Raw genomic sequence first — 23436 nt, forward strand, 5'->3', positions numbered from 1 at the left:
TCTCAAAACATAAGGGCTGATGGACGGCGACTTTATCACGAGCGGGCATTGAGCCAGATCAACATCGCTCGTGACCGATCGGTCGATGCTGTGTACATCCGCCGTTTCGGAGCAGTCGATTCGGCCCCCTGTCAGGAGATGCGCGCATGACCAGCACCTTTTTCATTCCGGCGGTAAACATCATGGGCAACGGCTGCCTCGACGAAGCCATGGACGCCATTCGCAACTACGGTTTTCGCAAAGCGTTGATCGTCACTGACGCGGGGCTGGCCAAGGCTGGCGTGGCCACAATGGTCGCCGAGAAACTGGCAATGCAGGACATCGATTCGGTGATTTTCGACGGCGCCAAACCGAACCCGAGCATTGCCAATGTCGAGTCGGGGCTGGGCCTGCTCAAGGAAAGTCGCTGCGATTTCGTCGTGTCGCTGGGCGGCGGTTCGCCGCACGACTGCGCCAAAGGCATTGCCCTGTGCGCGACCAATGGCGGGCAGATCCGTGATTACGAAGGCATCGATCAATCGAGCAAGCCGCAACTGCCACTGATCGCGATCAACACCACCGCCGGCACCGCCAGCGAGATGACGCGTTTCTGCATCATCACCGACGAATCACGCCACGTGAAAATGGCCATCGTCGACCGCAACGTCACACCGCTGCTGTCGGTCAACGACCCGGAGCTGATGGTCGCCATGCCCAAAGGTCTGACCGCCGCCACCGGCATGGATGCGCTGACTCACGCCATCGAGGCGTATGTCTCGACTGCTGCCAACCCGATCACCGACGCTTGCGCGCTGAAAGCCATGACCCTGATCAGCAACAACCTGCGCCTGGCTGTGCGCGATGGCAGCGACCTCGCTGCACGAGAGAATATGGCGTACGCGCAGTTCCTCGCCGGCATGGCTTTCAACAATGCCTCGCTCGGTTACGTGCATGCGATGGCGCATCAGTTGGGCGGGTTTTACGACTTGCCCCATGGCGTGTGCAACGCCGTGCTGCTGCCCCACGTGCAGACATTCAATGCGCTGGTCTGCGCCGATCGGCTGACCGATGTTGCCCACGCGATGGGCGCCGACATTCGCGGTTTCAGCGCGGAAGAGGGCGCGCAGGCGGCGATCAATGCGATCCGCTGCCTGGCCAAAGATGTCGAGATTCCCGGTGGCCTGCGCGAATTGGGCGCCAAACTCAGTGACATTCCGCTGCTCGCCAGCAATGCGCTGAAAGACGCCTGCGGTTTGACCAATCCCCGGGCGGCGGATCAGCGACAGATCGAGGAGATTTTTCGCAATGCGTTTTGAGAGACGGGGTCGGGTTGAATTCTTGATGGTCAGGTTTTGCCCTTGCCCTTGCCTTCAGCGGTCACCGTAAACGTTCGCACACGGCTCCAGTCAGACACCGTCCCTACGATGTTGTGAATGGCGGATGTCCGGCACAGTCCGAGAGGTAAGGGTTCAGTAACTTGAGCACTCCAACGGAGATTGTCGACCTTGGCTTGGGCAATCTCCTTGCCGGTGTCCAGATTGAAAATGCTAACGAAGCCACCAATCTTTGTGACATTTCCCGAAAAGAACGGAGTCGTATTTACCTGTGCTCCCTCTTTTGGTTCGAAAACTACCGGGACTTCGATTTCCGGCCGCAGTACCACGGTATAGCTGCGCACATCACTCCAATCTGACATCTCGCCTTTCACCTCCTGGGGGGCCTTGATCCCATGCTCTCCCGGGTACTGGGCACCGCTGAAGCTAAACGCCCATCGTCCATTTGCGCTGACTTTTCCTCCACCCAGCGAATATGTCTCTTCAATGTTCCAAACCTGCACCAGAGCCTCAGGTGTACCGCTGCCGAGGAACAATGTTGCTACCCCCGTTTCCTTTCCCTCTTCGGGGAATGTGATAGTCGGCGGGAATGGTTCGGTATCGGGCTTATCGGGAGTACTCATTGCTCTTCTCGTGTCAGGCTGAATTTGAATCGAGAGATTGGCATGACGTAATTCGTTTCGAACCTGTAAAAACTACCAGTTTTTTAGCTTTTTTTTCTCGGTCGTCAATTTCGTTTTCGTCTAAAAAACTGTCATTTCTGTCAGTTGTTTGGCGTGGCTGCTTCGGATCGAATGCTCTGACAACCGGGGGGCGACTCCGATCTCGCGAGGAGCACACGAACATGCCTAAAACCAATGCACGCAAAGCACAATCAGCCGGTGAGCTGGATCAGACGTTTGCCCATTCGGGCCTGCAAACGCTGACGTTTCCTGCCGCGCGCAAAACCATCGGTAAAAGTGTCGCAGTGCTGCCCTCGGGTCGGATCATGGTCAGTGCAACGGTTATCGACGCATCGGGAGCCTCGCATTACGGCCTGGCGCGACTGCTCGCGGACGGTCATCTCGATACCAGCTTCGGCCAGGGTGGTTACCTGAGTGGCCAGTTTTCGAACGGTCGGTTATCACAAGGCGGGAGTCTGGTTGTCGATGCGAGCGGCGCATTCTGGATGAGCGCAGTGCTTGCAGATTCCGACGGCAAGCTCGAGCAAATCATCGCTCGATTCAAACCCGACGGTACGCTCGATCCCGAGTTTGGTGATGGACAGACTGGCTATCGAGTCGTGCCGATGCGTATTACTGTGCTGAACAATGCCACGGGCGGCCGCTTGATACTGGCGCACTCCACGCCAGGGAAAGCGCTGCCGGACAGATTGCTTTTCGTCACCTCTCAAGGGGGCAGCGGGTTGTTGACGCGTTTCTTTCTGGATGGCAAGGATGACCCGGCATTTGCTGGCAAAGGCTGGATTCACCTGACGCTTTCCGGTGTGGTGATCACGTTGCACGGAGTTACGCAGTTGGACGATGGGAAGATTCTTGTCCATGGCAAGAAGGAAGGACCCCAGTGGGGGCTGGTCATGGCTTACGACCGTTCCGGGCAGGTTGCCACGTCGTTCGGGAAGGGCGGTACGCTGCTGCTGGAACTGCAAAATGCGGGTGCACCGCTTGAAAGCTCGGTGAATCGTATCGTCGTGCAATCGGAGCAGGGCTTGTTGTTGATCGGATCTGCCGTCGAGTCGTCCGCGGGGGAGAAGCGCCAGCATGGCTTGATCAGAGGGATCGATCTCACTGGCGTGGCCGATCCCGCGTTCAACCGCGGGGCGCCAGTCCTTACCGTTGCCGCGCAGCCACTGGATCTGAAAAGCTGGAGCGCAGGATTCGTGCTGAAAGACTCCCCCGGCCCGCGAATCGTCACGGTCGGCCAGACCTCGGACGGCACACGTCGGTTGCTGACGGGGGGCTTTCTGGACGATGGCACAAAGGATCCGTTGTTTGATGTCAATGGGGCGGCGGGGATCGAGTGGCGTGCCGACGATGCCTGTGTGCAAGACCAATCGGTGCTGGTATTGGGAACCCGGAATGAGCGCGTGCAGTTGATCCGGTTGCTGACCGCAGCGGTCAACAAACGGCGAAACACTCCCACCCGTTGATCAGCGCAAGGCCAATCCGGGCTATCCTGCCGACTCGGACGAACCCCTGTCAGCGAGCCCTCCATGCTGCAAAAAAGCCTGATCCGCCGCCTCGACCTGATCACCCTGCAACTGTTTGTCGCCGTGCACGAAGAGGGCACGCTGACCCGTGCCGCCTCGCGTGAAGCCATTGCGGTGTCGGCCGCGAGCAAACGGCTGATGGAGCTGGAAGAGGCGCTGGGGATCAGCCTGTTCGTGCGTCAGGCCAAGGGCATGACGCTGACCCCGGCCGGGGAAACCTTGCTGCACCATGCCCGGCAGATGTTGTTCAACGTCGAGAAAATGGGCCTGGAACTGGGTGAACACAGCCACGGCGTACGCGGTTATGTGCGCATGCTGGCGAACCTGTCGGCGATCATTCAGTTTCTTCCCGAAGATTTGCGCGACTTCTCCGTGCAGCATCCGCAGGCCAAGACCGACCTTGAAGAGCGGCCCAGCGCCGGGGTGATTCAGGGCGTGCTCGACGGCGTGGCGGATCTCGGTATCTGCTCCAACGACAGCGACACCAAAGGCCTGCACAGCGTGTTGTACCGCGAGGACAAACTGGTGGTGGTAATGCTGCCGGAGCATCCGTTGGCCGCGCGTGACTCGGTGGCGTTCGCTGAAACCCTGGACAGTGATTACGTCGGTTTGCACGCGGCCAGTTCGATCAACATGCGTACCCATGCGGCAGCGCGCCAGGCTGGCAAGGTTTTGCGTATTCGTATTCATGTGCCGGGGTTCGATGCGGTCTGCCGGATGGTTCAGGCCAACATGGGCATCGGCATTTTGCCGCAGCGTGCTTATGAACTGTTTGGCCAGGCGCTGGGGTTGCACGCGGTGCCATTGACGGATGACTGGTCGGATCGCGCGTTGATCGTGGTGGTGCGGGATGAGGCGGGATTGGCCCCGGTGAGCCGGTTGTTGTTTGAGCATTTGCGGGGGCAGGGCGCTTAGATCTTTAGTGGCTGGGCCGGCCCCTTCGCGAGCAGGCTCGCTCCCACAGGTTTTGGTGGTGTATTCAAACTCTGCGGCTGAACTCAATCCCTGTGGGAGCGAGCTTGCTCGCGAAGGCGGCCTTGAATCCACCACAAAACCCTCCAGCGTTCGCATTTCGCGAACGCTCATTGCCGAGAGACGGCTGGATTGCCCGATCATCGTTCCTCTAGCCTTGGCTACATATTCCAAGAACAAGAGGTACCCCGCGATGACTGCTCCCTTGAGTGCGATCAAAGTGATCGAGATCGGCACCCTGATTGCCGCGCCGTTTGCCGCGCGCATGCTCGCCGAGTTCGGTGCCGAGGTGATCAAGATCGAAGCCATGGGTCACGGCGACCCGCTGCGCAAATGGCGCAAGCTGCACGAAGGCACGTCTCTGTGGTGGTACCTGCAATCACGCAACAAAAAATCGCTGGCACTCAACCTGAAATCATCCGAAGGCATTGAACTGGTCAAGCAACTGGCCAGTGATGCTGACGTGATCATCGAAAACCTGCGCCCCGGTGCGCTGGAAAAGCTGGGTCTGGGCTGGGACGTGCTCCACGCGCTCAACCCCAATCTCACCCTCGTGCGTATTTCTGGCTATGGCCAGACCGGCCCGTACCGCGACCGTCCCGGTTTCGGCGCGATCGGCGAAGCGATGGGCGGCATCCGCTATACAACGGGCACTCCCGGTTCGCCACCGGCGCGGGTCGGCGTCAGCCTCGGCGATTCGCTGGCCTCGCTGCATGCGGTGATCGGTGCGCTGATGGCACTCCTGCGAGTCAAGACCGGGCAGGGCGGCGGGCAGATCGTCGACGTATCGCTGGCGGAAAGCGTGTTCAACGTCATGGAAAGTCTGGTGCCGGAATACGACCTGCTCGGCCATGTCCGTGAGCGCAGTGGCGGCGCTTTGCCGGGCATCGCACCCTCCAACACTTATGTGACGGCTGATGGCGCTTATGTGGTGATTGCCGGCAACAGCGACCCGATCTACAAACGTCTGATGCAAACCATTGGCCGTGATGACTTGGCTGAAGCAGCGGAATTCGCTCACAACGATGGTCGTGCCGCCAAGAGCGGTTTGCTCGACGCCGCGATCACCCACTGGACCAGCAGCCTGCCGATCGACGCCGTGCTTGCCGCGCTGGAAGCGGCCGAAGTGCCTGCGGGGCGTATTTATTCGGTGGCCGACATTGTGGCCGATCCGCACTATCAGGCGCGGGACATGCTGCTCAATGCCGAACTGCCCGGCGGCGCGACGGTGAAGATGCCCGGCATCGTGCCGAAACTCTCGGAAACCCCCGGCGGGGTGAACTGGTCGGGGCCGAAACTCGGCCAGCATACCGACGGTATTCTCGCGGGCCTTGGCCTGACTGAACTCGACATCGAACGCCTGAAAAGCCAAGGGGTGGTGCAATGATCACCGACTATTCGCAAACCCTGATCGTCCAGGAAGTCTCGCCGCGCGACGGCTTGCAGATCGAGCCAACGTGGGTGGAAACCGCTGACAAGATCGCCCTGATCGATCAACTGTCTTTGGCCGGTTTCAGCCGTATCGAAGCCGGTTCTTTTGTGTCGCCGAAAGCCATTCCGGCACTGCGTGACGGCGAGCAAGTCTTCACCGGTATTCAACGCCAGCCGGGGGTCATTTACGTCGCGCTGATTCCCAACCTCAAAGGTGCCCAGCGTGCATTGGCGGCGGGCGCCGACGAGTTGAATCTGGTGATGTCCGCCAGTCAGACTCACAACATGGCCAATATGCGCATGCGCTGTGAGGATTCGCTGACAGCGTTCGGTGACATTGTCGCGTTCGCCAGCGGCTCCGGCGTGCGCCTCAACGGCAGCATTGCCACGACGTTCGGTTGCCCGTTCGAAGGGCATATCGACGAGGATCGCGTGCTGCAAATCGTCGACGCTTATCAGGAGCTCGGCATTGCCGGCATCACCCTCGCCGACACCACTGGCATGGCCAATCCGCGACAGGTGGATCGCTTGGTGCGGCGCGTGTTGCAGCGGGTTTCGCCGGCCGATCTGACTTTGCATTTCCACAACACTCGAGGTCTGGGTTTGTGCAATGTGCTGGCGGCTTACGAGGCCGGCGCGCGGCGTTTCGATGCGGCGCTCGGTGGTCTTGGTGGTTGCCCGTTTGCGCCAGGTGCGTCGGGCAATATCTGCACTGAAGACCTGGTGAACCTCTGCGATGAGACCGGAATTCACACCGGCATCGACTTGCCGCTGCTGCTGAAACTCTCCCGCGGCTTGCCGGATCTGCTGGGCCACGAAGTCCCCGGCCAACTGGCCAAGGCCGGACGCAACTGCGACCTGCATCCGATTCCCACCTGACAACACCAATCCACTGTGGGAGCGAGCCTGCTCGCGAATGCGTCGCGTCAGTCGACATCAAAGGTGAATGACACATCGCCTTCGCGAGCAGGCTCGCTCCCACAGAAAAGCGCTCCACAGTGAGCGTCATAACCAGACAACAAAAACAATCGGACGCCCACCGGCAGTCCGCCTGGAGAAAAGCTATGAGCCTCAATGTAATGGAGGCGGGCGCGAGTCCGTCCGTCGATCACGACGCCGAAAAAGCCCTGGTCAGCAAAGTCGCCTGGCGCCTGATGCCGCTGATCATGGTCTGCTACCTGTTCGCCTTTTTCGACCGCATCAACATCAGCTTCGCCAAGTTCCAGTTGCAGACTGACCTGAGTCTGAGCGACACCGCTTACGGCCTCGGCGCCGGTCTGTTCGTGGTCGGTTACGTGCTGTTCGAAGTGCCGAGCAACATGATGCTCTACAAGGTCGGCGCGCGCCGCTGGATCGCGCGGATCATGATGTCCTGGGGCGTGGCGACGGCAGCGATGGTCTTCGTCAACAGCGAATGGCAGTTCTACGCGCTGCGCTTTGTGATCGGCGCGATGGAAGCCGGTTTTGCCCCGGGCGTGCTGTATTACCTGACGCTGTGGTTCCCGCAGCATTTCCGTGGCCGCATCACTTCAATGCTGTTTCTCGCCTCGGCGTTCGCCGGACTGGTTGGCGCGCCGTTCTCCGGGCTGGTACTGGAACACCTCGACGGTGTGCTGCAAATGCGTGGCTGGCACTGGCTGTTCCTGCTCGGCGGCGTGCCGTGCATCGGCCTCGGTTTTCTGGTGCTGACGCAGCTCAAGGATCGCATCGAGGATGCGCACTGGTTGAGCGCTGACGAGAAAAAACTGCTGTCCAGCCGCATCGCCCAGCATGAACCGCACAAGAGCGGTGGTTCGTTACTGGCGGCGTTGAAGATTCCGGGCTTTCTGACCTTGGGGCTGATCTATTTCCTGATTCAGGTGGCGTCCTACGGTTTGAATTTCTGGGCGCCGCAATTGATCCGCAGTGCCGGCACCGAGAGCCCGGTGATGATCGGTCTGCTCACGGCCATTCCGTACATTTGCGGGGCGATCAGCATGGTGGTGATCGGGCGCTTGTCGGACGCGACCGGTGAGCGGCGCAAGTTTGTTGCCGGGTTGGTCATTGTCGGGGCGATCGGCTTCTTCAGTGCGGGGATATTTGCCAGCCACACCACGTTCCTGATCGTCGCTTTGGGCTTGCTCGGCGCCGGGATCATTGCTTCGATTCCGAGCTTCTGGACCTTGCCACCGAAGTTGTTGGCCGGGGCGGGGGCTGGCGCGGCGGGCGGGATTGCGGTGATCAACACGCTGGGGCAATTCGGCGGGATCGTCAGCCCGGTGATGGTCGGGCGGATCAAGGACCTGACCGGCAGTACCACGCCGGCGCTGTATGTGATTGGCGTGGCGGCGCTGATTGCGGCGGCGTTGCTGTTGTGGGGCTTGCCGCAGAAATTGCGCACGCTAGACAAGTTCTGAGATTTGCGGCGCTTGCAATGACGCCTTCGCGAGCAGGCTCGCTCCCACAGTTGATCGCATTCCTCCAGTTGGAATTCGGCACCTGTGGGAGCGAGCCTGCTCGCGAAGACGGACTTCCAGACACTGATAAATCACGGATTGATTCCATCAGTTAACAGCCACCCCATTCTTCTCAAACACACGAATCAACACCACCCTGGCAATCGCCAACATCGCCCCAACACCCGCAACGCCGTCAACGACTTCTCGCTACCAAGCGGGAAATGCACTTTGGTTCACTGATGTTTCGGTTGAAAGGGCCGATACAGCAGCGGATAGTGCGCGGCTGAAAAAATTCTCAAGGAGCAGGAAGTGACAGTGAAGTCTGGCTGGATCGGGTGTGCGGCATTGTGCGGATGGTTGCTGGCGGGGCAGGCATTGGCCGATTGCACGCCGACGCCCACGGCGCATGAGATGGATTTTTCCCTCTGCAAGGATTGGCCGGCGTATCCCGGGCTGACGCTCACCGCTGCTGCCAATTTCTCGCCCGATCCGGTGTATGGCGCGGAGGGGACGGTGGGGCTCTACGATCTGCGTTTGGCCTTGGTGGCGAGCGCAGACTCGCAGCCACTAGCGAGCTTCTATCAGCCCTCGGCATTCTCTGTTGATGCCATCGCGCTGGACGAACTGAAATTCGATACCGCCCGCTATAAGCTCGCGCCGCAATTGCAGGCCTTTGGCGTTCGGGTTCGATTCAAAGGCTCTTCCCGTGTGAATCCTGTGGATGAAACCTGGTTGTCGCTCTATGTGAAAGACGGCAACGTATTGCGTCCGGTCATGGATCGGCTGGTGGTTTATGAATATGGCGGGGAGTGGGATGGCAATTGTGCGGGAGAGCGCTACGAGACTACGCGAACCGTGGCGTTGGCCAAGACCAGCAGCCATGGCTTTGCCGATCTGATGATCAAAACGATCCGTAGCTCGACCGTTGGCGAGGGCGAGGGCGAGGGCGAGGCGTGTGTATCCAATACCGTCACGCAAAAACCGGTCTTGACGACACTTCGCTATGACGGCAAAAACTACGTAATGCCTGAAGACTTCAAAGGCCTCTAAGACCGATGTCTTTTACTCAAGGAAGAATAATGTTCTCGCGTACTACATTGCTGGGCTCTTTCATCGCGATAGGCCTTTTAACGATGGCCGCCCAAGCCCAGGCCGCCTGCCAGACCAAAGACTTCGACGGCAAAACCCTGTCGCGCTGCAAAGTCTGGCCGGCCGCGCAGAACCAGGCGATCTCGGTTAAATCGACTTATCTTGCCGACGCCGGCGACGATGATGCCGGGGTATTCGATCTGGATCTGTCGATCGTCAACGCCAGCACTTACAACCCCATCGTCACTTACCGTAAACCGGGGGCTTACAACTCCGATGCCGTGCGCTTTGAGGATCTGCGGATCGACACCGCCCGTTATCGACTGGCGCCGGAGGTTCGGGCTTTCGGCTTGCGTTCAAAGTTCGCGCACAGTTCCCACGCCATTCCCTACGAGAAAACCGATCTGGCGCTGTATGTTCGCGAAGGCAATGAGTTGCGTCCGGTGCTGGAGGGCTTGGTGGTTGCCAAGAGCAATGGCGAGTTCATGAATGATTGCGAAGGTTACACGAAGACGATTCGCCGAACCGTCGAGATCGGTCCTTCCAGCCATCATGGTCTGGCCGATTTGATCGTCACCACCAGCGGCAGCAAAATGAAAAATACCCAGTCGGGTAAAGAGTGCGTTTCCAATACCACCCGTCTGAAGCAAAAACAGATCACCCTGACTTACGACGGCCAGCAATACATCATCCCCGAAGACCTCAGAGGCTACTGACCCGATGCTCACCGGCCTCAACCACCTGACCCTCGCGGTCAGCGATTTGCACCGCAGCCTGGCGTTCTATCGCGATGTGTTGCAGTTGCGCGTCGAAGCCACGTGGGACGCCGGTGCCTACCTGTCGCTGCCGGGACTGTGGTTGTGTCTGTCGCTTGATCCGCTGCGCAAAGCCGAAGCGTGCAGCGATTACACCCATTACGCTTTCAGCCTCAATGCAGCCGATTTCTCAACATTCGTAGCAAAGCTAAAAGCGGTGAACGTGCAGGAGTGGCGCGACAACCGCAGCGAAGGTGCATCGTTCTATTTTCTCGATCCCGACGGCCACAAGCTGGAAATTCACGTCGGCGATCTCGCATCACGACTGGCAGCGTGTCGGCAAAAACCGTACGCCGGCATGCGTTTTTACGACGAGTCATGATCAGACACATTTGTCTGTTATAGACTGGCGGCCACGTGTTCTGGCGCTTGCAGGTTTTCCATGACTCCATCGTTGCTAATGGCCGTGCTGGCCTCGGGTTTCATTTACGGCATTACGCCCGGGCCGGGAGTGCTGGCGGTGTTCGGCATCGGTGCGGCCCATGGGCGGCGGGCTGGGGCGGGCTTTCTTTGCGGGCATCTGCTCGGCGATGTGGTCTGGTGCAGCACAGCATTGATCGCCATTGTCGGCGCCCGGGAAATCGGCAGCACCGCGTTTGATGTGCTCGGTGTGCTCAGCGGTGTGTACCTGTTCTGGCTCGGCTGGCGCGCGGTGCGTGCCCAGCGTCGCAACGGCGACGAACCCCAGGGCGCGGCGCGCAAGCCGTTCTGGCACGGCATTCTGTTCGGCTTGACCAATCCCAAGGCCTATCCGGTGGCGGTCGCAACGTTCACCGCGCTGCTGTCGAGCCGCGCCGAACTGCTCAACTGGTCGATGTTGCCGGCGCTGATTGCCCTGAGTTTCCTCGGCGGCTTGCTGGCCTACGCGATTCTCATCGGCGTGGTTGGCGCGCAGCGGGTACGCACGCTGTATCAGCGTCATGAGTTGCTTATCACCCGCTTGTGCGGCGTGATGTTTATCGGTTTTGCCATCAACGCGCTGGTGCATGCGCTGCCGGGGCTGATGCCGAACAAGGTTTGAAGATGTGAGCAGACGGCGCAATCAAGCGGTTAGAAATGGTTGATAAAGCGCCGCCGTTCGTCGCAGCGGCTGCAATTTTTCTAAACCTTTGCCGGCCAGGAAATTCTCAATCTAGGCGGGCACCTGCTCGCCACGATCATTACCAAGAGGTAGAGAATCATGCCTAATTCAAGAAACTCGAACTCGGGAAACTTCGCCAACGATCGAACCAAGGCCTCTGAAGCAGGTCGCAAAGGTGGGAAAACCACCACAACGACTGTCGACAAAGAGCCAAAACCAGACATGGGCCGCAAGCCCGCTCAGAAGTCGAAGTAGTCGGTGAAGGTAGTTTTGATTGAGAGGCGGGGGCGTAAGCTCCCGCTTGAATTTCGCAAGTAAGGAGGGCGCGACCATGAGCCGGATGGCCACCCGTATACGCACCATGAGTTTTGCATCGCTGTTGGGCCTGTGTGCCAGCAGTGCGTTTGCCCAGTCGCCCGCCGATTTCATCAACGATGCCTCAGCCAAAGGCATGGCTGACATCGAGGCCAGTCGTCTGGCCCATAGCAAGGCCGAGTCGAAAGAGGTCAAGGACTACACCATCGTCGTCATCAACGACCGCACCACGGCCAACCAGCACCTGGCGAAAATCGCCAAAAAGCTCGACCTGCCCGTCGCGCCCCGTGAAGAACTGGCCGACAAGGCCAAGGAATTGATGCCGCAAGTGACCGACGGCGCTTCCTTCGATCAGGCCTATGCCGCGAGTCAGGTCAAAGCCACTGAAGAGGCCATCGAGCAGATTCAGCAGCAAGCGCAGACCACCGACGTGCCGGAGATTAAAGCGTTTGCCGACGAAACATTGCCGAAACTGCAAAGCCATCTGGAGAAGGCTCGCGCCTTACAGGCTAGCCGCTGATCAAGGTTAAAAGATCGCAGCCTCCGGCAGCACCTACACCTGTTTATGTAGGAGCTGCCGAAGGCTGCGATCTTTTGATTTTAAACCCTCAACACTCATTCAAATCCTGCTTCGACTTACTCTTCTCGCCCAATCCCTCAAGGTTAAACACCTCACCCTCGCCCAACGAGCGGTAATGCCTGCGCAACGCCTCCAACTGCTTCAGATCCAGCGCCTCCAGCCCAAGCATCGCGTTCTGCGCCTCTTTGGTCACCAACAGCAATTCATCTATCTTCAAATGCAGAATGTCGGTGTCACGGTTCTGCGTGTTCTGGATCAGGAACACCATCAGGAAGGTGATGATGGTGGTAGAGGTGTTGATGATCAGCTGCCAGGTGTCGTTGTAATCGAAGATCGGCCCGCTCATTCCCCATAACCCGATCAGGATCAATGCGCCCATGAAGGTCTTCGGACTACCGGCCCATAGAGCGAGCTTCTGGGAGATTTTTGCGAATTTCATAGCCGTGTTCCTTATTGGGAAGAGTCTTGAAATTCAGACATCTGCGGCTGGTGGAAAATTCTAATTACAAATCCACCCACGTCACCGGACGTTGGTAGGGCAGGCAGGCGCGCTAGATCGCGGTATCGTGTCGAACCGCTGGAATGCCCCCCGACAGGAGAACGCAATGAGTTGGTCCGCCAAACAATACGTCGCTTTCGAAGATGAACGCACCCGCCCGGCCCGTGATCTGCTGGCGGCGATTCCCACGCCTGAAGCGCGAACAGTGGTCGATATCGGTTGTGGTCCCGGTAACTCGACGGAGTTGCTGGTGCAGCGTTTTCCTGGGGCGCGCATCAGCGGGCTGGACAGTTCGGCGGACATGATCGACGCGGCCCGCAAGCGCTTGCCGGATTTGCGCTTTGATGTCGCCGAGATTGATAAATGGGCCGATTCAGGGCCGTTTGATGTGATCTTCGCTAATGCCGTGTTGCAGTGGGTGCCGGATCACGCGACGTTGTTGCCGGCGTTGGCCAGCAAGTTGTCGGCGGGGGGCAGTCTGGCGATCCAGATGCCGGATAACCTCAATGAACCGTCCCACCGTTTGATGCGTGAAGTCGCTGCGAAGGGGCCGTGGGCGGGCAAGCTCAGCGGCGCTGCGGGGCAGCGTACCGACATGGCCAGCGCCAGTGATTATTTTTCGATGCTGCGGCCACACTGCGCGCGGGTCGATGTGTGGCGTACGACCTATCACCATCAGTTGTCTGGCGGGGCGGCGGGAGTAGTGGAGTGGTTCAAGGGGAGCGGGTTGATTCCGTTTTTGAGTCCGTTGAGCGAGGCGGAAAAGGCGCAGTACCTGAAGCAGTATCTGGCGGAGGTTGAGAAGGCTTATCCGGCGTTGGCGGATGGTTCGGTGCTGTTGCCATTTCCCAGGTTGTTTATCGTTGCGACACGCTGAAATCAATTGAGTCTATTGTTTGGCTTGAGATTTTTGGTGCGCTTTCGGACGGGCCCCTCATCGGAACGCCACCCGCCCAGCCCTTTCCCGAGGGAGAGGGAGCCGATGGCCGTTGCTTCAAAAACCTGAGTTCAGCTCGATATTTCAGGTCGGCGTAACCCTAGAGAACAACTCGTTCAGTCCCCTCTCCCTCTGGGAGAGGGTTAGGGTGAGGGCTTCTCAAGCTGTAAACCCGCTCAGCGCTGCACCGCCACCAACATCATCATCGGCCGCTCCCGCTCTTCCGCCAGCGCCGGTTGCGCCGCCACTTCGGCATCGCTCGGCCCCCATTCATTGACATGACGAATCGTGAAGCCCGCATCGATCAAAGAATTGAGCAACGTCCCAACCGTACGATGCTGCTTGATCACGCCCTCAGCCAACCAGTTCGTAACCCGCTCACCCTCCAACTGATAGCTGTCCAGCGGCCAACGCTTGTTACCTTCGCTATCTACCAACCAGCCCGGATTACGCGGCGCCATAAAGATCGGATGCTCAATGGAAAACACAAAGTGCGAACCCGGTTTCAGCGCCGCATACAGGTGCGCAAACAGCCCTGGCAAATCCTTGATGTAATGCAGTGCCAACGAGCTATAAGCCAGATCGAAACTGCAAGCGGGCAAGTCGAGCTGTTCCAGATCGGCGCGCTCATAGCGAATATTCGCCGCCGCCGTGGTCTCCCGCGCCCGCTCCAGCATCTTCTCCGAGACATCCAGCCCCAAGACACTGGCAGCGCCATTCTCAATGGCCCAGCGACTGAACCAGCCATAACCGCAGCCCAGATCCACCACGTTCAAGCCGTGCATGGATGGCAACAGCGCCTTGAGCGCAGGCCACTCCGGCGCCGCGTCGAGGCCGCCGATTGAACGGTTCATCTGGCTATAGCCCTGGAAGAATTCGGGATCGTCGTAAATGTTTTGCGTCATGGTGAAGGGCTCTTTTGAGTTCGATCGTCAGCGGCGACCTGGCCGCGATTGGAATCCCTCGAAAGTGATGGCGCGTATTCGTCGATGGCCGCGCAGGGGGAGGGCGGTGGGTGATGGGGAAATGCTAGTCGGTCGGGCGTGAGGTGAAAACCGGTGGAGTGTTGTGGATCTGTAATGTCAGGAAAATCGCTATGTGTGATCGCTGCGTAAACATCTTCGGAGTGCAGTGTTTAAAGGCGTGCAGTGTTACGTCCTGAAGCCTACAAATCCTTGCGCCGTTGCCTACCGCTACGCCAGAATCCGCCGGCTTGTGCGCTTTAGGGGCGGTCGGTAACTTGGTTCGCGTCACTGATTTCCAGTGATCGGGTTTAGCAGCCACGCGTTTCCACCAAATCGTACGAGCGTCATTTAGCCAGGTTCTCCTGTGCTTGATGGTGGCTGTGCGCATGGCACCCTCGGGTGCGCCGGGATTTTGGTGGATTCGCCCGGTCTGCTAACTTGCGTACAGCCGCCACCCTTTCGTGTAGCAGCGGAATGGTCGTAGCCCTATTTTGGAATACACCAAATGTTCAAAGTTACGCCAAATCCGCCGGAAACCGATCCGGCATCCCCCTACGAATCACCCAACTCAAAGAAATTCCACGAAGCCGCCGAACGCGCCCTCGACCACTACCTCAGTCCGACCGCGCAGATAATGGGTTCCAACCGCGAACCCGAACCGATGTACCTCGCCAACCCTGCCTACGACACTGAATCCCTGCTGGCCAACGCCAGCGAAACCCTCGGCTCGGCCACCACCATGCTCAACAACTTCGCCGCGCTGCTGGATACCTCACACCGCAAGACAGCGCTCGGTATCGCGCAGGTTGTGATGTTGGGCGAATTGGCGGTGAATCAGGCCCTGGATAAGGTTGTGCCGGCTGAGTAATCAAAAAATCGTCGATTTGTAGCAGACACAAAAAAACCGGCTCCAAGGGCCGGTTTTTTATAGTTGCGCCTACGAACATTCACGATTCAAGGCGCCAACATCCGCAAGGCCGCCGAAGTCAAAAACGCCGAACGATTCTTCTCCTCCGGATGATGGTGAACGTGAAGATCAATCCGCTCCAGCAGGTAGCCCGGTAGCGTAATACTCAGTTCCTGCGGACTCCCGAGGCACCGACCGACATCCGCATCCACCAACGCCCAAACGCAGCCTGCGTATTTCTGATTGGAGAAGTGAGTTCCAAGTTTCCCAGCGACCGGAATGGCTGCACCACTTTCCGCCAGAATTTCGATGTGGGCCTCTATGGCCGCTTTTGCCATCTCAATGGCATCCTCTTGATCCTCACCGGCAGAAAAACACCCCGGCAGATCCGGCACCTCAACCCCCCAGGCACATTCACCGTCACTGGCAGACATTGCGATTGGATAGAGCATCTAGATCATCCCCTTGAGCACGCAGCGCTTTTTGTTAGAGAGATCAAAGCGTAAAGGAGGATGGCGTTTCTGCAATCAACGCTGTGTTTCTGAATCATTCTGCAACGGGGCAAACGTTAAAAACTGGAATAGACATTGCGGTACGGTAAAACCAGAAAGAAAAAGCCCGGCACTTTGCCGGGCTTTTTTTAAAATTCAGTAAAGTAATCACGCCTGCTTTTCACGCGCCGCCGACATCACTTCATTCTGTTTTTTGGTAGCTTCGGTGAGCACTTCACTGTAAACGCGCTTCTTCTCTTCCGATTTCGCATTCCGAATGAAGTCTGCGAATGGACTCGTGGACTCTTTTGTGGATCCGAATTTCATGGGGTTACTCCGTCATTGATCCCAAGCATGGCCATCAGATCGTGTCTCGTATGCTTCTCGGGGATATGGTAGTCGATCTTGTCGACGCCAGCCTTGTAGAGGCGTCCAGAATTATCAATGTGCTTCACGAGCAGATCGACATGAATGTCCTTGCCAAACTCTAGCTTAAGGGTGTTTACCACGTCACGCGCTGCAAAGTATTGGTCGACGAAATGCTCCGGTCGAATCCTTCGTCCTTCGGCTTCCTCACGGGCTCTGACAAAGGACCAGGCAAGTCTAGGATCTTGATAGACGTAGAGAATTTGCACAAATCTCCCTTTGTCTAGGCAGCGCTGCACATTTTTCCTTGCGATCTCCATATTGGAAAGCGTCCCGTCCAGCAGGAAAGACTGTTTTCGCTCCAGGGCAAGGTCAATCAGCTTTCCGACGAGAATTGAAACGGCTCCTTGGAAAAGCCAGGCATTGCCACCTTGATAGGCTTCAAATTCGTTTCTGAGCTCGTCTGGATCGATTCGCAGGATGGGGGTATCGGAGAAGAGGTTCAGCAGGGCTAATGATGCCTCTGTTTTACCAGCGCCCGGCGAACCTGCCATGAATACCGAAACAGGCTCTTTTTCGGGAGGATAGGTGGCCTGATCGGTTAGCCGCTTACCGATAGCTTTCTTGTTTGATCGAGCGAACTTGATTGCACCATCCCAGATGGCCTGCTCCGCTTCCGTCATTCCCTGCCTTTTATCTTCCTGCACTGAGCGCGCAACCTCTTAGAGTGAGCAGTGATTTGCCGTGTGCTCCGGATTTTCTGTACCGAGCGCCACATGTAGATCATTCCCTTGAACAGACTCCACTTGTTGTCATTAGAGAAACCGAAGCGTAGAGGGGACTGGCGAATCTGCAATCAACGGAGTGTTTCTGAAAGGTTCCGTACTGCCCAAATGGCAAACCTCAAATCCCAGCCACAAAAAAACCGGCCCTATAGGCCGGCTTTTTTTCTATCCCTGCATCCCCCGTCAAAAAACACAACGTGAGACAAAAATTGAGTGGAGCGGGTAGAGGGAATCGAACCCTCGTCGGAAGCTTGGGAAGCTACTGTTCTACCATTAAACTATACCCGCTCAGAGCGGCTGACTTTGTACCAGACTCGGCCACGGATTTGAAGTTTTTCTTTTACTCATGAACGCTTTGAGTCACTGAAATCGGTCAATCGCGGGCGAGCACTGCGGTGCGTAAAGCAAAATCCCAGCCACACAGCCTCGCTCGCAACGACTCTCTTTCAAATTGCCAATGCATGTTGATCCTGAACAAACGAATAACGCGTTCGGCTGGTCTGCTGCGCCGGTTTCAGAAAGCCGAGCAGGGCGTTCTGGCTATCGCGGCACGCGGCCTTGTGTTCCATGTCGAGGAAATGCCCGGTGGCTTGCAGCGTGGTGAACGTGCTCTGCGCTACGTGGTTGCCGAACAGGCGTGCGTCTTCGGCAGCGGTGTATTCGTCCCATTCGCCGTTTAAAAACAGCACTGGCACGTTGATCTTTTTCGCTGCGTTCAGATAGCACTGCCGATCGCTGTGCAGTACGTCGCTGATGTGGAAGTGCATCTGCCCGTATTCGTGCTCGGCGAGGCTGCTGACGTGGCGATAGTTGAAGCGTTTGAACAGTGACGGCAGGTGTTTGCCGATGGTGTTGTTGACCAGATGGCCGACGCGGTCGCCGTCGCGCTGGCCGAGGTAGTCGACGCCGCGTTCGAGGTAGTCGAGCATGTGCGCGTTGATCACCGGCGAGAACGAGCTGATCACCGCCCGTTCGATGCGCCGAGGCTGGTGGGCGAGGGCGACCAGGGTCGCCGCGCCGCCCCAGGAGAACGACAGCACGTGTTCGGCGGCGAAGTGGTCGATCAGCTCGAGCAGAATCTGCCCTTCGACGTCCTTCGTCAGATGTCTCTCGTGGCGGTTGTGGGCTTTTGACCGGCCCGCGTAGGGCTGGTCGTAGCAGACCACGTTGAATTGCGGGTGCAGGTTTTTCACAGTCTGTGCAAACGACGCAGTCGTGGCCATCGAGCCGTTGACCAGGATGATGGTCTTTTCTGCGGCGTCTGCGCGATAGAACTCCGTGTAAACCCGATACTGACCCTGTATATCCAGCACAGCGATTTCTGGCCTCATGTCATAAGACTCCTGGCAAGCAAGCGGGTATGCGCGCAAATAGAGATTGCACGAGCTTTGTGACAGGTAGGCATACGCCTGGAATTTGCTTGGCCCATGTCGATCCATGACTGCGGTCGACGGGTATTGTTATTGGCGGGCAGTCTGCCGGCTGAGGCGGAGCCTTGAAGGCTCTCTACCGGCAAAAAGTTTCTTGGATGCATGTTGTGACTCGTCGGTCACAATCTGGCCGACGTCCTGATTCAAGCAGGGGAGTCGGGATCGCGCAAGTGCCGTTGGTAAATTGTTCGACAACTTCTGCTGAGCGGTCGCCGGCTTAGAACAAATGGATCTCTTCGGTGCGCAAAGCGCGGTACTCGCCCGGTTTTAGCGCGTTATCGAGGTGCAGAAGCCCTATGGATTCGCGGTGCAGCCGCAGGACTTTGTTGTTGAAGAAACCAAACATGCGCTTCACCTGATGGTAGCGACCCTCGACGATGCTCAGCCGCGCCGACCGTGAGCCGAGCAGTTCCAGCTGCGCCGGTTGCGTGGTCAGGTCTTCGAAGGCGAAGTAGATCCCCTCGGCAAAGGTGCTCGCATATTGCGCGCCAATCTCCTGTTCGGTCTCGACGTAATAAACCTTCGGCAGTTTGGTCTGCGGCTGGGTCAGGCGGCGCGACCACGCGCCGTCGTTGGTGATCAGCATCAGGCCGGTGGTGTTGAAGTCCAGACGTCCGGCGATGTGCAGGTCGTCCTTGTCCGGTTCATCGATCAGGTCGAGCACAGTCGGATGCTGTGGATCGCGAGTGGCGCTGACGCAGCCCGGTGGCTTGTGCAGCATGAAGTAGCGCGCCGGTTTGCCGACTTGCAGCACTTCGTCATCGACTTCGACGCGGCTGAATTCCAGCACTTCGCTGTGCGGATCGCTGACAACTTTTCCGTCAATCCGCACACGCTTTTCCACCAGCAACAGGCGAACCTGCTGACGGTTGTAGCGGGGCAGGTTGCTGAGGAAACGGTCGACGCGCATGTTCAGAGTTCGGTGAATGAAGGGCCGCGCATCTTACGGGATCGGCGGCTTGGCCGCTTGCAGTTGCGCCTCGACCTGCGCGCAACGCGGGCACAGGCAGGATTGGTTGCGCAGCTCTGGCGGCAGCGCTTCGAGCACGGCGGGGTCGATGCTCACGCCATAGCACCAGCATTCGCGGTCGGCGGTGCGCGGGTCGGCGAGGCTGCAGTCGTTGCGGGCGCCGCAGGCTGGGCAATGGTCGGGTTTAACGTCGGAATCAGGCATAAGTCGAGTGAGGCATTTCCACGCAGGTGCGGTTGCGGCCGGTGTGTTTGGCCCGGTACATCGCATGATCGGCCCGCGACAGCAGGCTGTGCAAGGTGTCATCGCGTTGCAGCGTGGTGGCGCCGATGCTTACCGTCAGATTGAGGCGGTGGCCGTCGTAGGCATATTCGTGTTCTTCGACGTGTTGGCGGATCTTCTCGGCAATTTTCTGACCGGTGTCGCCGTCGGTGTCCTTCAGCAAAACGATAAATTCCTCACCGCCCCAGCGGCAGACAATGTCAGCGTGGCGCAGGCAACTTTGCAGGTCGCGGGCAAAACCGATCAATACCTGATCGCCGGCCATGTGCCCGTAGGTGTCGTTCAACGCTTTGAAATGATCAAGGTCGAGCAGCAACGCCGTCAGCGGTTTGGTTTCGCGTTGTGCTTCGTGCAGGGCCTGCGCGGCGAGTATGTTGAAGCCACGGCGATTCGGCAGTTCGGTGAGGCTGTCGAGGGTGGCCTGAGCCTGAATTTTGCTTTGATAGCGTTTGATTACGCGGTTAAGCAGCGCCAGGACAATCAGCGTCACCAGCAGGCAGATCAGCAGATTCAGATACAGCGACTGGCGGATTTCGCTCAGCGCGCCGTCTTCGCGTTTATCAACAAACAAGTACCAGTTCAGCTCCGGAATAAACCGCACGTTGAGGAAATGCCCTTGCCCATGAGCGGAATATTCGTAGCTGCCGCTGTGCGGTTTGGGTAACTGGCTGACCAGACTCTTCATACTCTCCAGTTCACTCAGGCTCTGGCCGATGTGCGCACCCTCGGGGCCGCCGTCGGCGCCGGTCAACACCAGTCGGCCAAAGGTATCGACGAAATACACGCTGCGTTGATAGCGCTGTTGATACTTGTCGATCAGCTTGATCACCGCGTCCACGGTCAGACCGACGCCCGCCGCACCGATGAAGCGGTTGTGATAGTCGTAAACCTTGTAGTTGATGAAGAACGTCAGATTGTCCTTGTTGGCCAGATCCGGGTCGACGTTGATTTCGTATGGATCCTTCATGTCACGCACGCGGAAGTACCAGGCGTCGCGCGGCTCATCGACCTTGACCTGCTTGAGCACGCCTTTGGCGTGGTAGTAGGTGAGGGTGCTGTTGGAGACGAAGAACGCGGTGTAGGCGCCGTAGTGGGTCATGACTTCGTCGAGGTAGCGGGTCATCTGCTCGGGATTCTGCTCGCCGTTGACCACCCAGTCGCGCATGAAGGTGTCGCGGGACATCATCGAGGAAATCAGGATCGGCCTGACGAGGTCTTTCTGGATTTCCGAGTAGACCGTGTCGGAGGTCAGCGGCAGTTCGGTGTTGACGATGTTGTCGCGGATCGATGCGCGGGAGGCGTAGTAGCTGAGCAACGACGTGGCGAGGAAACCGGCGCCGAGCAGGGCGATCAGCGTCAGAACCAGTGAACGTTGCGAGTACAGAGGAGAACGAAGCGGCATGGCAGTTCCGTTGGCAGTGGCCCGATGGCATGCATTCTAGTGGGATGGCCGGCAAAAGACTGCGGGATTTATGCCTGAAATGGCGGGGGATATGACGTAGAGGGTGTGTCAGAAGGATAGCTCCCTCACCCCAGCCCTCTCCCGGGGGGAGAGGGGGCTAGATTGTGGAGATTTCAAAAATTGTGTTCGGCTCGGTATCACCGAATGGCAACTATCTTAAAAACACCCCGGTCAGTCCCCTCTCCCGGAGGTAGAGGGCGCTAAATTGTGGTGATTTCAAAACCTGAGTTCGACGGGTTATCGCCGAATGGCAATCACCTCACAGACACCTCGGTCGGTCCCCTCTCCCTCCGGGAGAGGGCTAGGGTGAGGGCTGGTTTCTGGATCAGTTCCGAGTTTCCAGATACGCCCGCCAGCCCCCCAAATGGCTGATATCCTGCGCCCCTTGCAGACCATACGGCTCGCAGATAAACCCGCTCTCCCAGCGCCCATCCGCCAGTTGTACCTTGCCCAGTCCCAGCGGTGCCGGAATCCCGGTCAGGAACGAGCCCAACTCACTGCTCGGCAACTCCCACACCTCCACCGCAATCGCCGCGCCGCCATCCTTGACCCGCACCATCCCCGGCCGCAACGGTGGGCCGCCGGCCAACGCGTACAGTTGATAGTCCGGCGAACTCAACGTCGTCTCCAACAAACGCCCACCCCGCTGGGTCAGTTGCCAGTTCAACGCCAACCCTTGCAGATGCGCGCCACACACCACGATGCGTGCGCGATCATGGCGTGCAACGTTTGCGGGCGTGGGCAGTGCCGAGTTCTGCTGACGCTGCAGCGCATCGGCCACGCTCAGCAGATATTGATCGGTGAATGCCCGGCCAAACAACGTCACGCCCCACGGCAAACCGTTGGCCATGAACGCGCTCGGCACGGCGACGGCGGCGTAGTCGAGCAGGTTCATGAAGTTGGTGTAGTAACCCAGTTCGGAGTTACGCAGCACCGGTTCGGCGTGCAGTTCGTCCAGTGTCACCGGGCGGCCGATAGTCGGTGTGAGTACGCAGTCGAGATCTTCGAGTGCCTGATCGCACAGGGCTTTCAAGGCTTGCAGCCGATATTGCGCGCGGAAAGTCTGCACGCCGGTCACCGCCGGAGCTTTGGCCAGCACGGCGCGAATCACCGGCAGAACGGCTTCGGGATTCTGTTCCATCAACTCGCCCGCCACGCTATAGCGCTCGGCAACCCACGGCCCCTCATAAAGCAGGCGCGCGGCTTCAAGGAAGGGCGACAGGTCCAGTTCGACCGCTTCACCACCCAATGCCTTGAGCCGGTCGATGGCATCGCCGAACAACAGCGGCCCTTCGACGCAACCGAAAAACTCAAGATCCTGCGCGCGCGGCACACCGAAACGAAATGCTCGTGGCGCACCAAACGCCGAGCCGTCATTCCACGACGGATTGCGACGGCTGTACTCATCGCGCGGATCAAGTTTGGCGGTCAGCGCCAGCAACTGACTGGCCTCACGCGCCGTCGCGGTAAACGTGGTCACGCAATCCAGCGTACGACACGCCGGCAGCACACCGGCGGTAGAGATCAGACCTTTGCTCGCTTTCAATCCAACCAGATTGTTCAGCGCCGCCGGCACCCGACCGGAGCCTGCGGTATCGGTGCCCAAAGCAAAACTCGCCACGCCCAGTGCCACCGCCAGCGACGAACCGGCGCTGGAACCGCCGGATGGATACTCCGTCAGCACGCTGTTCGGGCACGCGCCATACGGCGAGCGGCTGCCGTTAAGCCCCGTGGCAAATTGATCAAGATTGGTCTTGCCCAGCGGAATCGCGCCCAAGGCGATCAACTGCTCGACGATGGTCGCTGAGCGCTCCGGCACATAAGCAAAGTCCGGGCACGCGGCGGTGGTCGGAATACCGGCCAGATCGATGTTGTCCTTGATCGCAAACGGCACGCCGTACAGCGGCAGGCTGTCGAGGTCGCGACCGTCGAGGGCGGCAAGGTAGGGCTCCAGTTCGGCGACGCTGAGCAGGTGGATGAACAGGTGATAATCCGAATTCAGCGCGGCGGCTTTCTCGCGCAGTTTCAGCAGCAGTTGGCGTGGTGTGGTGTCGCCATTGCGATAGGCCTGGCGCAGAACATCGAGTTGCAGATTCATG

The 23436-nt window shown here is 58.5% G+C and carries 25 protein-coding genes and 1 tRNA gene; 14 read left to right on the forward strand and 12 right to left on the reverse strand.

The features are described from left to right. Positions 1 to 146: 146 nt before the first annotated feature. A complete protein-coding gene (gene yiaY / locus ACRRSD_RS22010) occupies positions 147 to 1295 on the forward strand; it encodes an L-threonine dehydrogenase (protein WP_435035315.1) in 1149 nt (382 codons plus the stop codon). Positions 1296 to 1324: 29 nt separating this feature from the next. Here the strand turns inward: yiaY and ACRRSD_RS22015 are convergent, their stop codons facing one another. Then, the gene (locus ACRRSD_RS22015; protein WP_435035316.1) at positions 1325 to 1936 is read right to left on the reverse strand and encodes a hypothetical protein; all 612 of its coding nucleotides are present in this window, start codon (positions 1934 to 1936) and stop codon (positions 1325 to 1327) included. A 221-nt stretch (positions 1937 to 2157) separates the two neighbouring features. Here ACRRSD_RS22015 and ACRRSD_RS22020 point away from each other — a divergent pair, with 221 nt between their 5' ends. The 11 genes from ACRRSD_RS22020 to ACRRSD_RS22070 all read left to right on the forward strand — a co-directional run bounded on the left by ACRRSD_RS22020 (position 2158) and on the right by ACRRSD_RS22070 (position 12183). Then, positions 2158 to 3462 (forward strand): hypothetical protein, encoded by a 1305-nt coding sequence (locus ACRRSD_RS22020; RefSeq protein WP_435035317.1) that lies wholly within the window; start codon positions 2158 to 2160, stop codon positions 3460 to 3462. Positions 3463 to 3525: 63 nt separating this feature from the next. Beyond that, on the forward strand, positions 3526 to 4437 hold the full coding sequence (locus ACRRSD_RS22025; protein ID WP_435035319.1) for a LysR family transcriptional regulator: 912 nt from the start codon (positions 3526 to 3528) through the stop codon (positions 4435 to 4437). Between the two features lie 250 nt (positions 4438 to 4687). Then, positions 4688 to 5881, forward strand: coding sequence for a CaiB/BaiF CoA transferase family protein (locus ACRRSD_RS22030; RefSeq protein WP_435035321.1), 1194 nt, complete (start codon positions 4688 to 4690; stop codon positions 5879 to 5881). Then, positions 5878 to 6804, forward strand: coding sequence for a hydroxymethylglutaryl-CoA lyase (locus ACRRSD_RS22035; RefSeq protein ID WP_435035322.1), 927 nt, complete (start codon positions 5878 to 5880; stop codon positions 6802 to 6804). Before ACRRSD_RS22030 ends, ACRRSD_RS22035 begins: the two co-directional genes overlap by 4 nt. A gap of 185 nt (positions 6805 to 6989) precedes the next feature. Beyond that, the gene (locus ACRRSD_RS22040) at positions 6990 to 8321 is read left to right on the forward strand and encodes an MFS transporter (RefSeq protein ID WP_435035323.1); all 1332 of its coding nucleotides are present in this window, start codon (positions 6990 to 6992) and stop codon (positions 8319 to 8321) included. A 351-nt stretch (positions 8322 to 8672) separates the two neighbouring features. Continuing rightward, positions 8673 to 9413 (forward strand): hypothetical protein, encoded by a 741-nt coding sequence (locus ACRRSD_RS22045; protein ID WP_435035325.1) that lies wholly within the window; start codon positions 8673 to 8675, stop codon positions 9411 to 9413. Positions 9414 to 9442: 29 nt separating this feature from the next. Then, positions 9443 to 10168, forward strand: coding sequence for a hypothetical protein (locus ACRRSD_RS22050; protein WP_435035327.1), 726 nt, complete (start codon positions 9443 to 9445; stop codon positions 10166 to 10168). A 4-nt stretch (positions 10169 to 10172) separates the two neighbouring features. After that, the gene (gene fos, locus ACRRSD_RS22055; protein WP_435035328.1) at positions 10173 to 10589 is read left to right on the forward strand and encodes a fosfomycin resistance glutathione transferase; all 417 of its coding nucleotides are present in this window, start codon (positions 10173 to 10175) and stop codon (positions 10587 to 10589) included. Positions 10590 to 10649: 60 nt separating this feature from the next. Further along, a complete protein-coding gene (locus tag ACRRSD_RS22060; RefSeq protein WP_435035330.1) occupies positions 10650 to 11288 on the forward strand; it encodes a LysE family translocator in 639 nt (212 codons plus the stop codon). Between the two features lie 159 nt (positions 11289 to 11447). Beyond that, complete coding sequence (locus ACRRSD_RS22065; RefSeq protein ID WP_007911485.1) at positions 11448 to 11603, forward strand: KGG domain-containing protein; 156 nt, start codon at positions 11448 to 11450, stop codon at positions 11601 to 11603. 76 nt (positions 11604 to 11679) lie between these two features. Beyond that, complete coding sequence (locus ACRRSD_RS22070; protein ID WP_102900233.1) at positions 11680 to 12183, forward strand: DUF4142 domain-containing protein; 504 nt, start codon at positions 11680 to 11682, stop codon at positions 12181 to 12183. Between the two features lie 88 nt (positions 12184 to 12271). On the opposite strand, the gene ACRRSD_RS22075 is transcribed toward ACRRSD_RS22070, so the two are convergent. Continuing rightward, positions 12272 to 12682, reverse strand: a complete 411-nt coding sequence (locus tag ACRRSD_RS22075) for a low affinity iron permease family protein (RefSeq protein WP_426618156.1) — start codon at positions 12680 to 12682, stop codon at positions 12272 to 12274. 166 nt (positions 12683 to 12848) lie between these two features. Between ACRRSD_RS22075 and tam the strand changes: the two genes are divergently transcribed. Further along, positions 12849 to 13619 (forward strand): trans-aconitate 2-methyltransferase, encoded by a 771-nt coding sequence (gene tam / locus ACRRSD_RS22080; protein ID WP_435035333.1) that lies wholly within the window; start codon positions 12849 to 12851, stop codon positions 13617 to 13619. Between the two features lie 236 nt (positions 13620 to 13855). Here tam and ACRRSD_RS22085 read toward each other — a convergent pair whose 3' ends face one another. Next, positions 13856 to 14584 carry a class I SAM-dependent methyltransferase gene (locus tag ACRRSD_RS22085; protein ID WP_435035334.1) on the reverse strand — a complete coding sequence of 243 codons (729 nt, stop codon included), beginning with the start codon at positions 14582 to 14584 and terminating at the stop codon, positions 13856 to 13858. Positions 14585 to 15149: 565 nt separating this feature from the next. Between ACRRSD_RS22085 and ACRRSD_RS22090 the strand changes: the two genes are divergently transcribed. Then, positions 15150 to 15512: a DUF6124 family protein gene (locus ACRRSD_RS22090; RefSeq protein ID WP_435035335.1), complete on the forward strand. Its 363-nt coding sequence runs from the start codon at positions 15150 to 15152 to the stop codon at positions 15510 to 15512. A gap of 86 nt (positions 15513 to 15598) precedes the next feature. On the opposite strand, the gene ACRRSD_RS22095 is transcribed toward ACRRSD_RS22090, so the two are convergent. The 9 genes from ACRRSD_RS22095 to atzF all read right to left on the reverse strand — a co-directional run bounded on the left by ACRRSD_RS22095 (position 15599) and on the right by atzF (position 23435). Continuing rightward, positions 15599 to 16003 carry a type II toxin-antitoxin system HicB family antitoxin gene (locus ACRRSD_RS22095; protein WP_077571503.1) on the reverse strand — a complete coding sequence of 135 codons (405 nt, stop codon included), beginning with the start codon at positions 16001 to 16003 and terminating at the stop codon, positions 15599 to 15601. 207 nt (positions 16004 to 16210) lie between these two features. After that, positions 16211 to 16369 (reverse strand): hypothetical protein, encoded by a 159-nt coding sequence (locus tag ACRRSD_RS22100; RefSeq protein WP_176091699.1) that lies wholly within the window; start codon positions 16367 to 16369, stop codon positions 16211 to 16213. Continuing rightward, positions 16366 to 17091: a zeta toxin family protein gene (locus tag ACRRSD_RS22105; RefSeq protein ID WP_077571504.1), complete on the reverse strand. Its 726-nt coding sequence runs from the start codon at positions 17089 to 17091 to the stop codon at positions 16366 to 16368. Before ACRRSD_RS22105 ends, ACRRSD_RS22100 begins: the two co-directional genes overlap by 4 nt. A gap of 316 nt (positions 17092 to 17407) precedes the next feature. Further along, a tRNA-Gly gene (locus tag ACRRSD_RS22110) sits at positions 17408 to 17481 on the reverse strand. 158 nt (positions 17482 to 17639) lie between these two features. Beyond that, positions 17640 to 18524, reverse strand: coding sequence for an alpha/beta fold hydrolase (locus ACRRSD_RS22115; protein WP_435035337.1), 885 nt, complete (start codon positions 18522 to 18524; stop codon positions 17640 to 17642). Positions 18525 to 18840: 316 nt separating this feature from the next. Continuing rightward, positions 18841 to 19533, reverse strand: coding sequence for a pseudouridine synthase (locus tag ACRRSD_RS22120; RefSeq protein WP_435035338.1), 693 nt, complete (start codon positions 19531 to 19533; stop codon positions 18841 to 18843). A 33-nt stretch (positions 19534 to 19566) separates the two neighbouring features. Continuing rightward, on the reverse strand, positions 19567 to 19797 hold the full coding sequence (locus tag ACRRSD_RS22125; protein ID WP_435035339.1) for a cysteine-rich CWC family protein: 231 nt from the start codon (positions 19795 to 19797) through the stop codon (positions 19567 to 19569). Beyond that, positions 19790 to 21277 (reverse strand): sensor domain-containing diguanylate cyclase, encoded by a 1488-nt coding sequence (locus ACRRSD_RS22130; RefSeq protein WP_435035341.1) that lies wholly within the window; start codon positions 21275 to 21277, stop codon positions 19790 to 19792. Before ACRRSD_RS22130 ends, ACRRSD_RS22125 begins: the two co-directional genes overlap by 8 nt. A gap of 385 nt (positions 21278 to 21662) precedes the next feature. Next, positions 21663 to 23435: an allophanate hydrolase gene (atzF, locus tag ACRRSD_RS22135; protein WP_435035343.1), complete on the reverse strand. Its 1773-nt coding sequence runs from the start codon at positions 23433 to 23435 to the stop codon at positions 21663 to 21665. Position 23436 lies beyond the last annotated feature (1 nt).

Origin of the sequence: Pseudomonas neuropathica (assembly GCF_051174785.1) — a bacterium.
Taxonomy (GTDB): domain Bacteria; phylum Pseudomonadota; class Gammaproteobacteria; order Pseudomonadales; family Pseudomonadaceae; genus Aquipseudomonas; species Aquipseudomonas neuropathica_A.

Bases quoted from the DNA above. Each gene is read 5' to 3' on its own strand.
- ACRRSD_RS22115 (WP_435035337.1), bottom strand. From the start codon at position 18,524: ATGAGGCCAGAAATCGCTGTGCTGGATATACAGGGTCAGTATCGGGTT.
- ACRRSD_RS22020 (WP_435035317.1), top strand. From the start codon at position 2,158: ATGCCTAAAACCAATGCACGCAAAGCACAATCAGCCGGTGAGCTGGAT.
- atzF (WP_435035343.1), bottom strand. From the start codon at position 23,435: ATGAATCTGCAACTCGATGTTCTGCGCCAGGCCTATCGCAATGGCGAC.
- ACRRSD_RS22125 (WP_435035339.1), bottom strand. From the start codon at position 19,797: ATGCCTGATTCCGACGTTAAACCCGACCATTGCCCAGCCTGCGGCGCC.
- ACRRSD_RS22120 (WP_435035338.1), bottom strand. From the start codon at position 19,533: ATGCGCGTCGACCGTTTCCTCAGCAACCTGCCCCGCTACAACCGTCAG.
- ACRRSD_RS22095 (WP_077571503.1), bottom strand. From the start codon at position 16,003: ATGCTCTATCCAATCGCAATGTCTGCCAGTGACGGTGAATGTGCCTGG.
- ACRRSD_RS22105 (WP_077571504.1), bottom strand. From the start codon at position 17,091: ATGACGGAAGCGGAGCAGGCCATCTGGGATGGTGCAATCAAGTTCGCT.
- ACRRSD_RS22050 (WP_435035327.1), top strand. From the start codon at position 9,443: ATGTTCTCGCGTACTACATTGCTGGGCTCTTTCATCGCGATAGGCCTT.
- ACRRSD_RS22025 (WP_435035319.1), top strand. From the start codon at position 3,526: ATGCTGCAAAAAAGCCTGATCCGCCGCCTCGACCTGATCACCCTGCAA.
- ACRRSD_RS22075 (WP_426618156.1), bottom strand. From the start codon at position 12,682: ATGAAATTCGCAAAAATCTCCCAGAAGCTCGCTCTATGGGCCGGTAGT.
- ACRRSD_RS22030 (WP_435035321.1), top strand. From the start codon at position 4,688: ATGACTGCTCCCTTGAGTGCGATCAAAGTGATCGAGATCGGCACCCTG.
- ACRRSD_RS22130 (WP_435035341.1), bottom strand. From the start codon at position 21,277: ATGCCGCTTCGTTCTCCTCTGTACTCGCAACGTTCACTGGTTCTGACG.
- ACRRSD_RS22065 (WP_007911485.1), top strand. From the start codon at position 11,448: ATGCCTAATTCAAGAAACTCGAACTCGGGAAACTTCGCCAACGATCGA.
- yiaY (WP_435035315.1), top strand. From the start codon at position 147: ATGACCAGCACCTTTTTCATTCCGGCGGTAAACATCATGGGCAACGGC.
- ACRRSD_RS22090 (WP_435035335.1), top strand. From the start codon at position 15,150: ATGTTCAAAGTTACGCCAAATCCGCCGGAAACCGATCCGGCATCCCCC.
- fos (WP_435035328.1), top strand. From the start codon at position 10,173: ATGCTCACCGGCCTCAACCACCTGACCCTCGCGGTCAGCGATTTGCAC.
- ACRRSD_RS22060 (WP_435035330.1), top strand. From the start codon at position 10,650: ATGACTCCATCGTTGCTAATGGCCGTGCTGGCCTCGGGTTTCATTTAC.
- tam (WP_435035333.1), top strand. From the start codon at position 12,849: ATGAGTTGGTCCGCCAAACAATACGTCGCTTTCGAAGATGAACGCACC.
- ACRRSD_RS22035 (WP_435035322.1), top strand. From the start codon at position 5,878: ATGATCACCGACTATTCGCAAACCCTGATCGTCCAGGAAGTCTCGCCG.
- ACRRSD_RS22070 (WP_102900233.1), top strand. From the start codon at position 11,680: ATGAGCCGGATGGCCACCCGTATACGCACCATGAGTTTTGCATCGCTG.
- ACRRSD_RS22040 (WP_435035323.1), top strand. From the start codon at position 6,990: ATGAGCCTCAATGTAATGGAGGCGGGCGCGAGTCCGTCCGTCGATCAC.
- ACRRSD_RS22015 (WP_435035316.1), bottom strand. From the start codon at position 1,936: ATGAGTACTCCCGATAAGCCCGATACCGAACCATTCCCGCCGACTATC.
- ACRRSD_RS22100 (WP_176091699.1), bottom strand. From the start codon at position 16,369: ATGAAATTCGGATCCACAAAAGAGTCCACGAGTCCATTCGCAGACTTC.
- ACRRSD_RS22085 (WP_435035334.1), bottom strand. From the start codon at position 14,584: ATGACGCAAAACATTTACGACGATCCCGAATTCTTCCAGGGCTATAGC.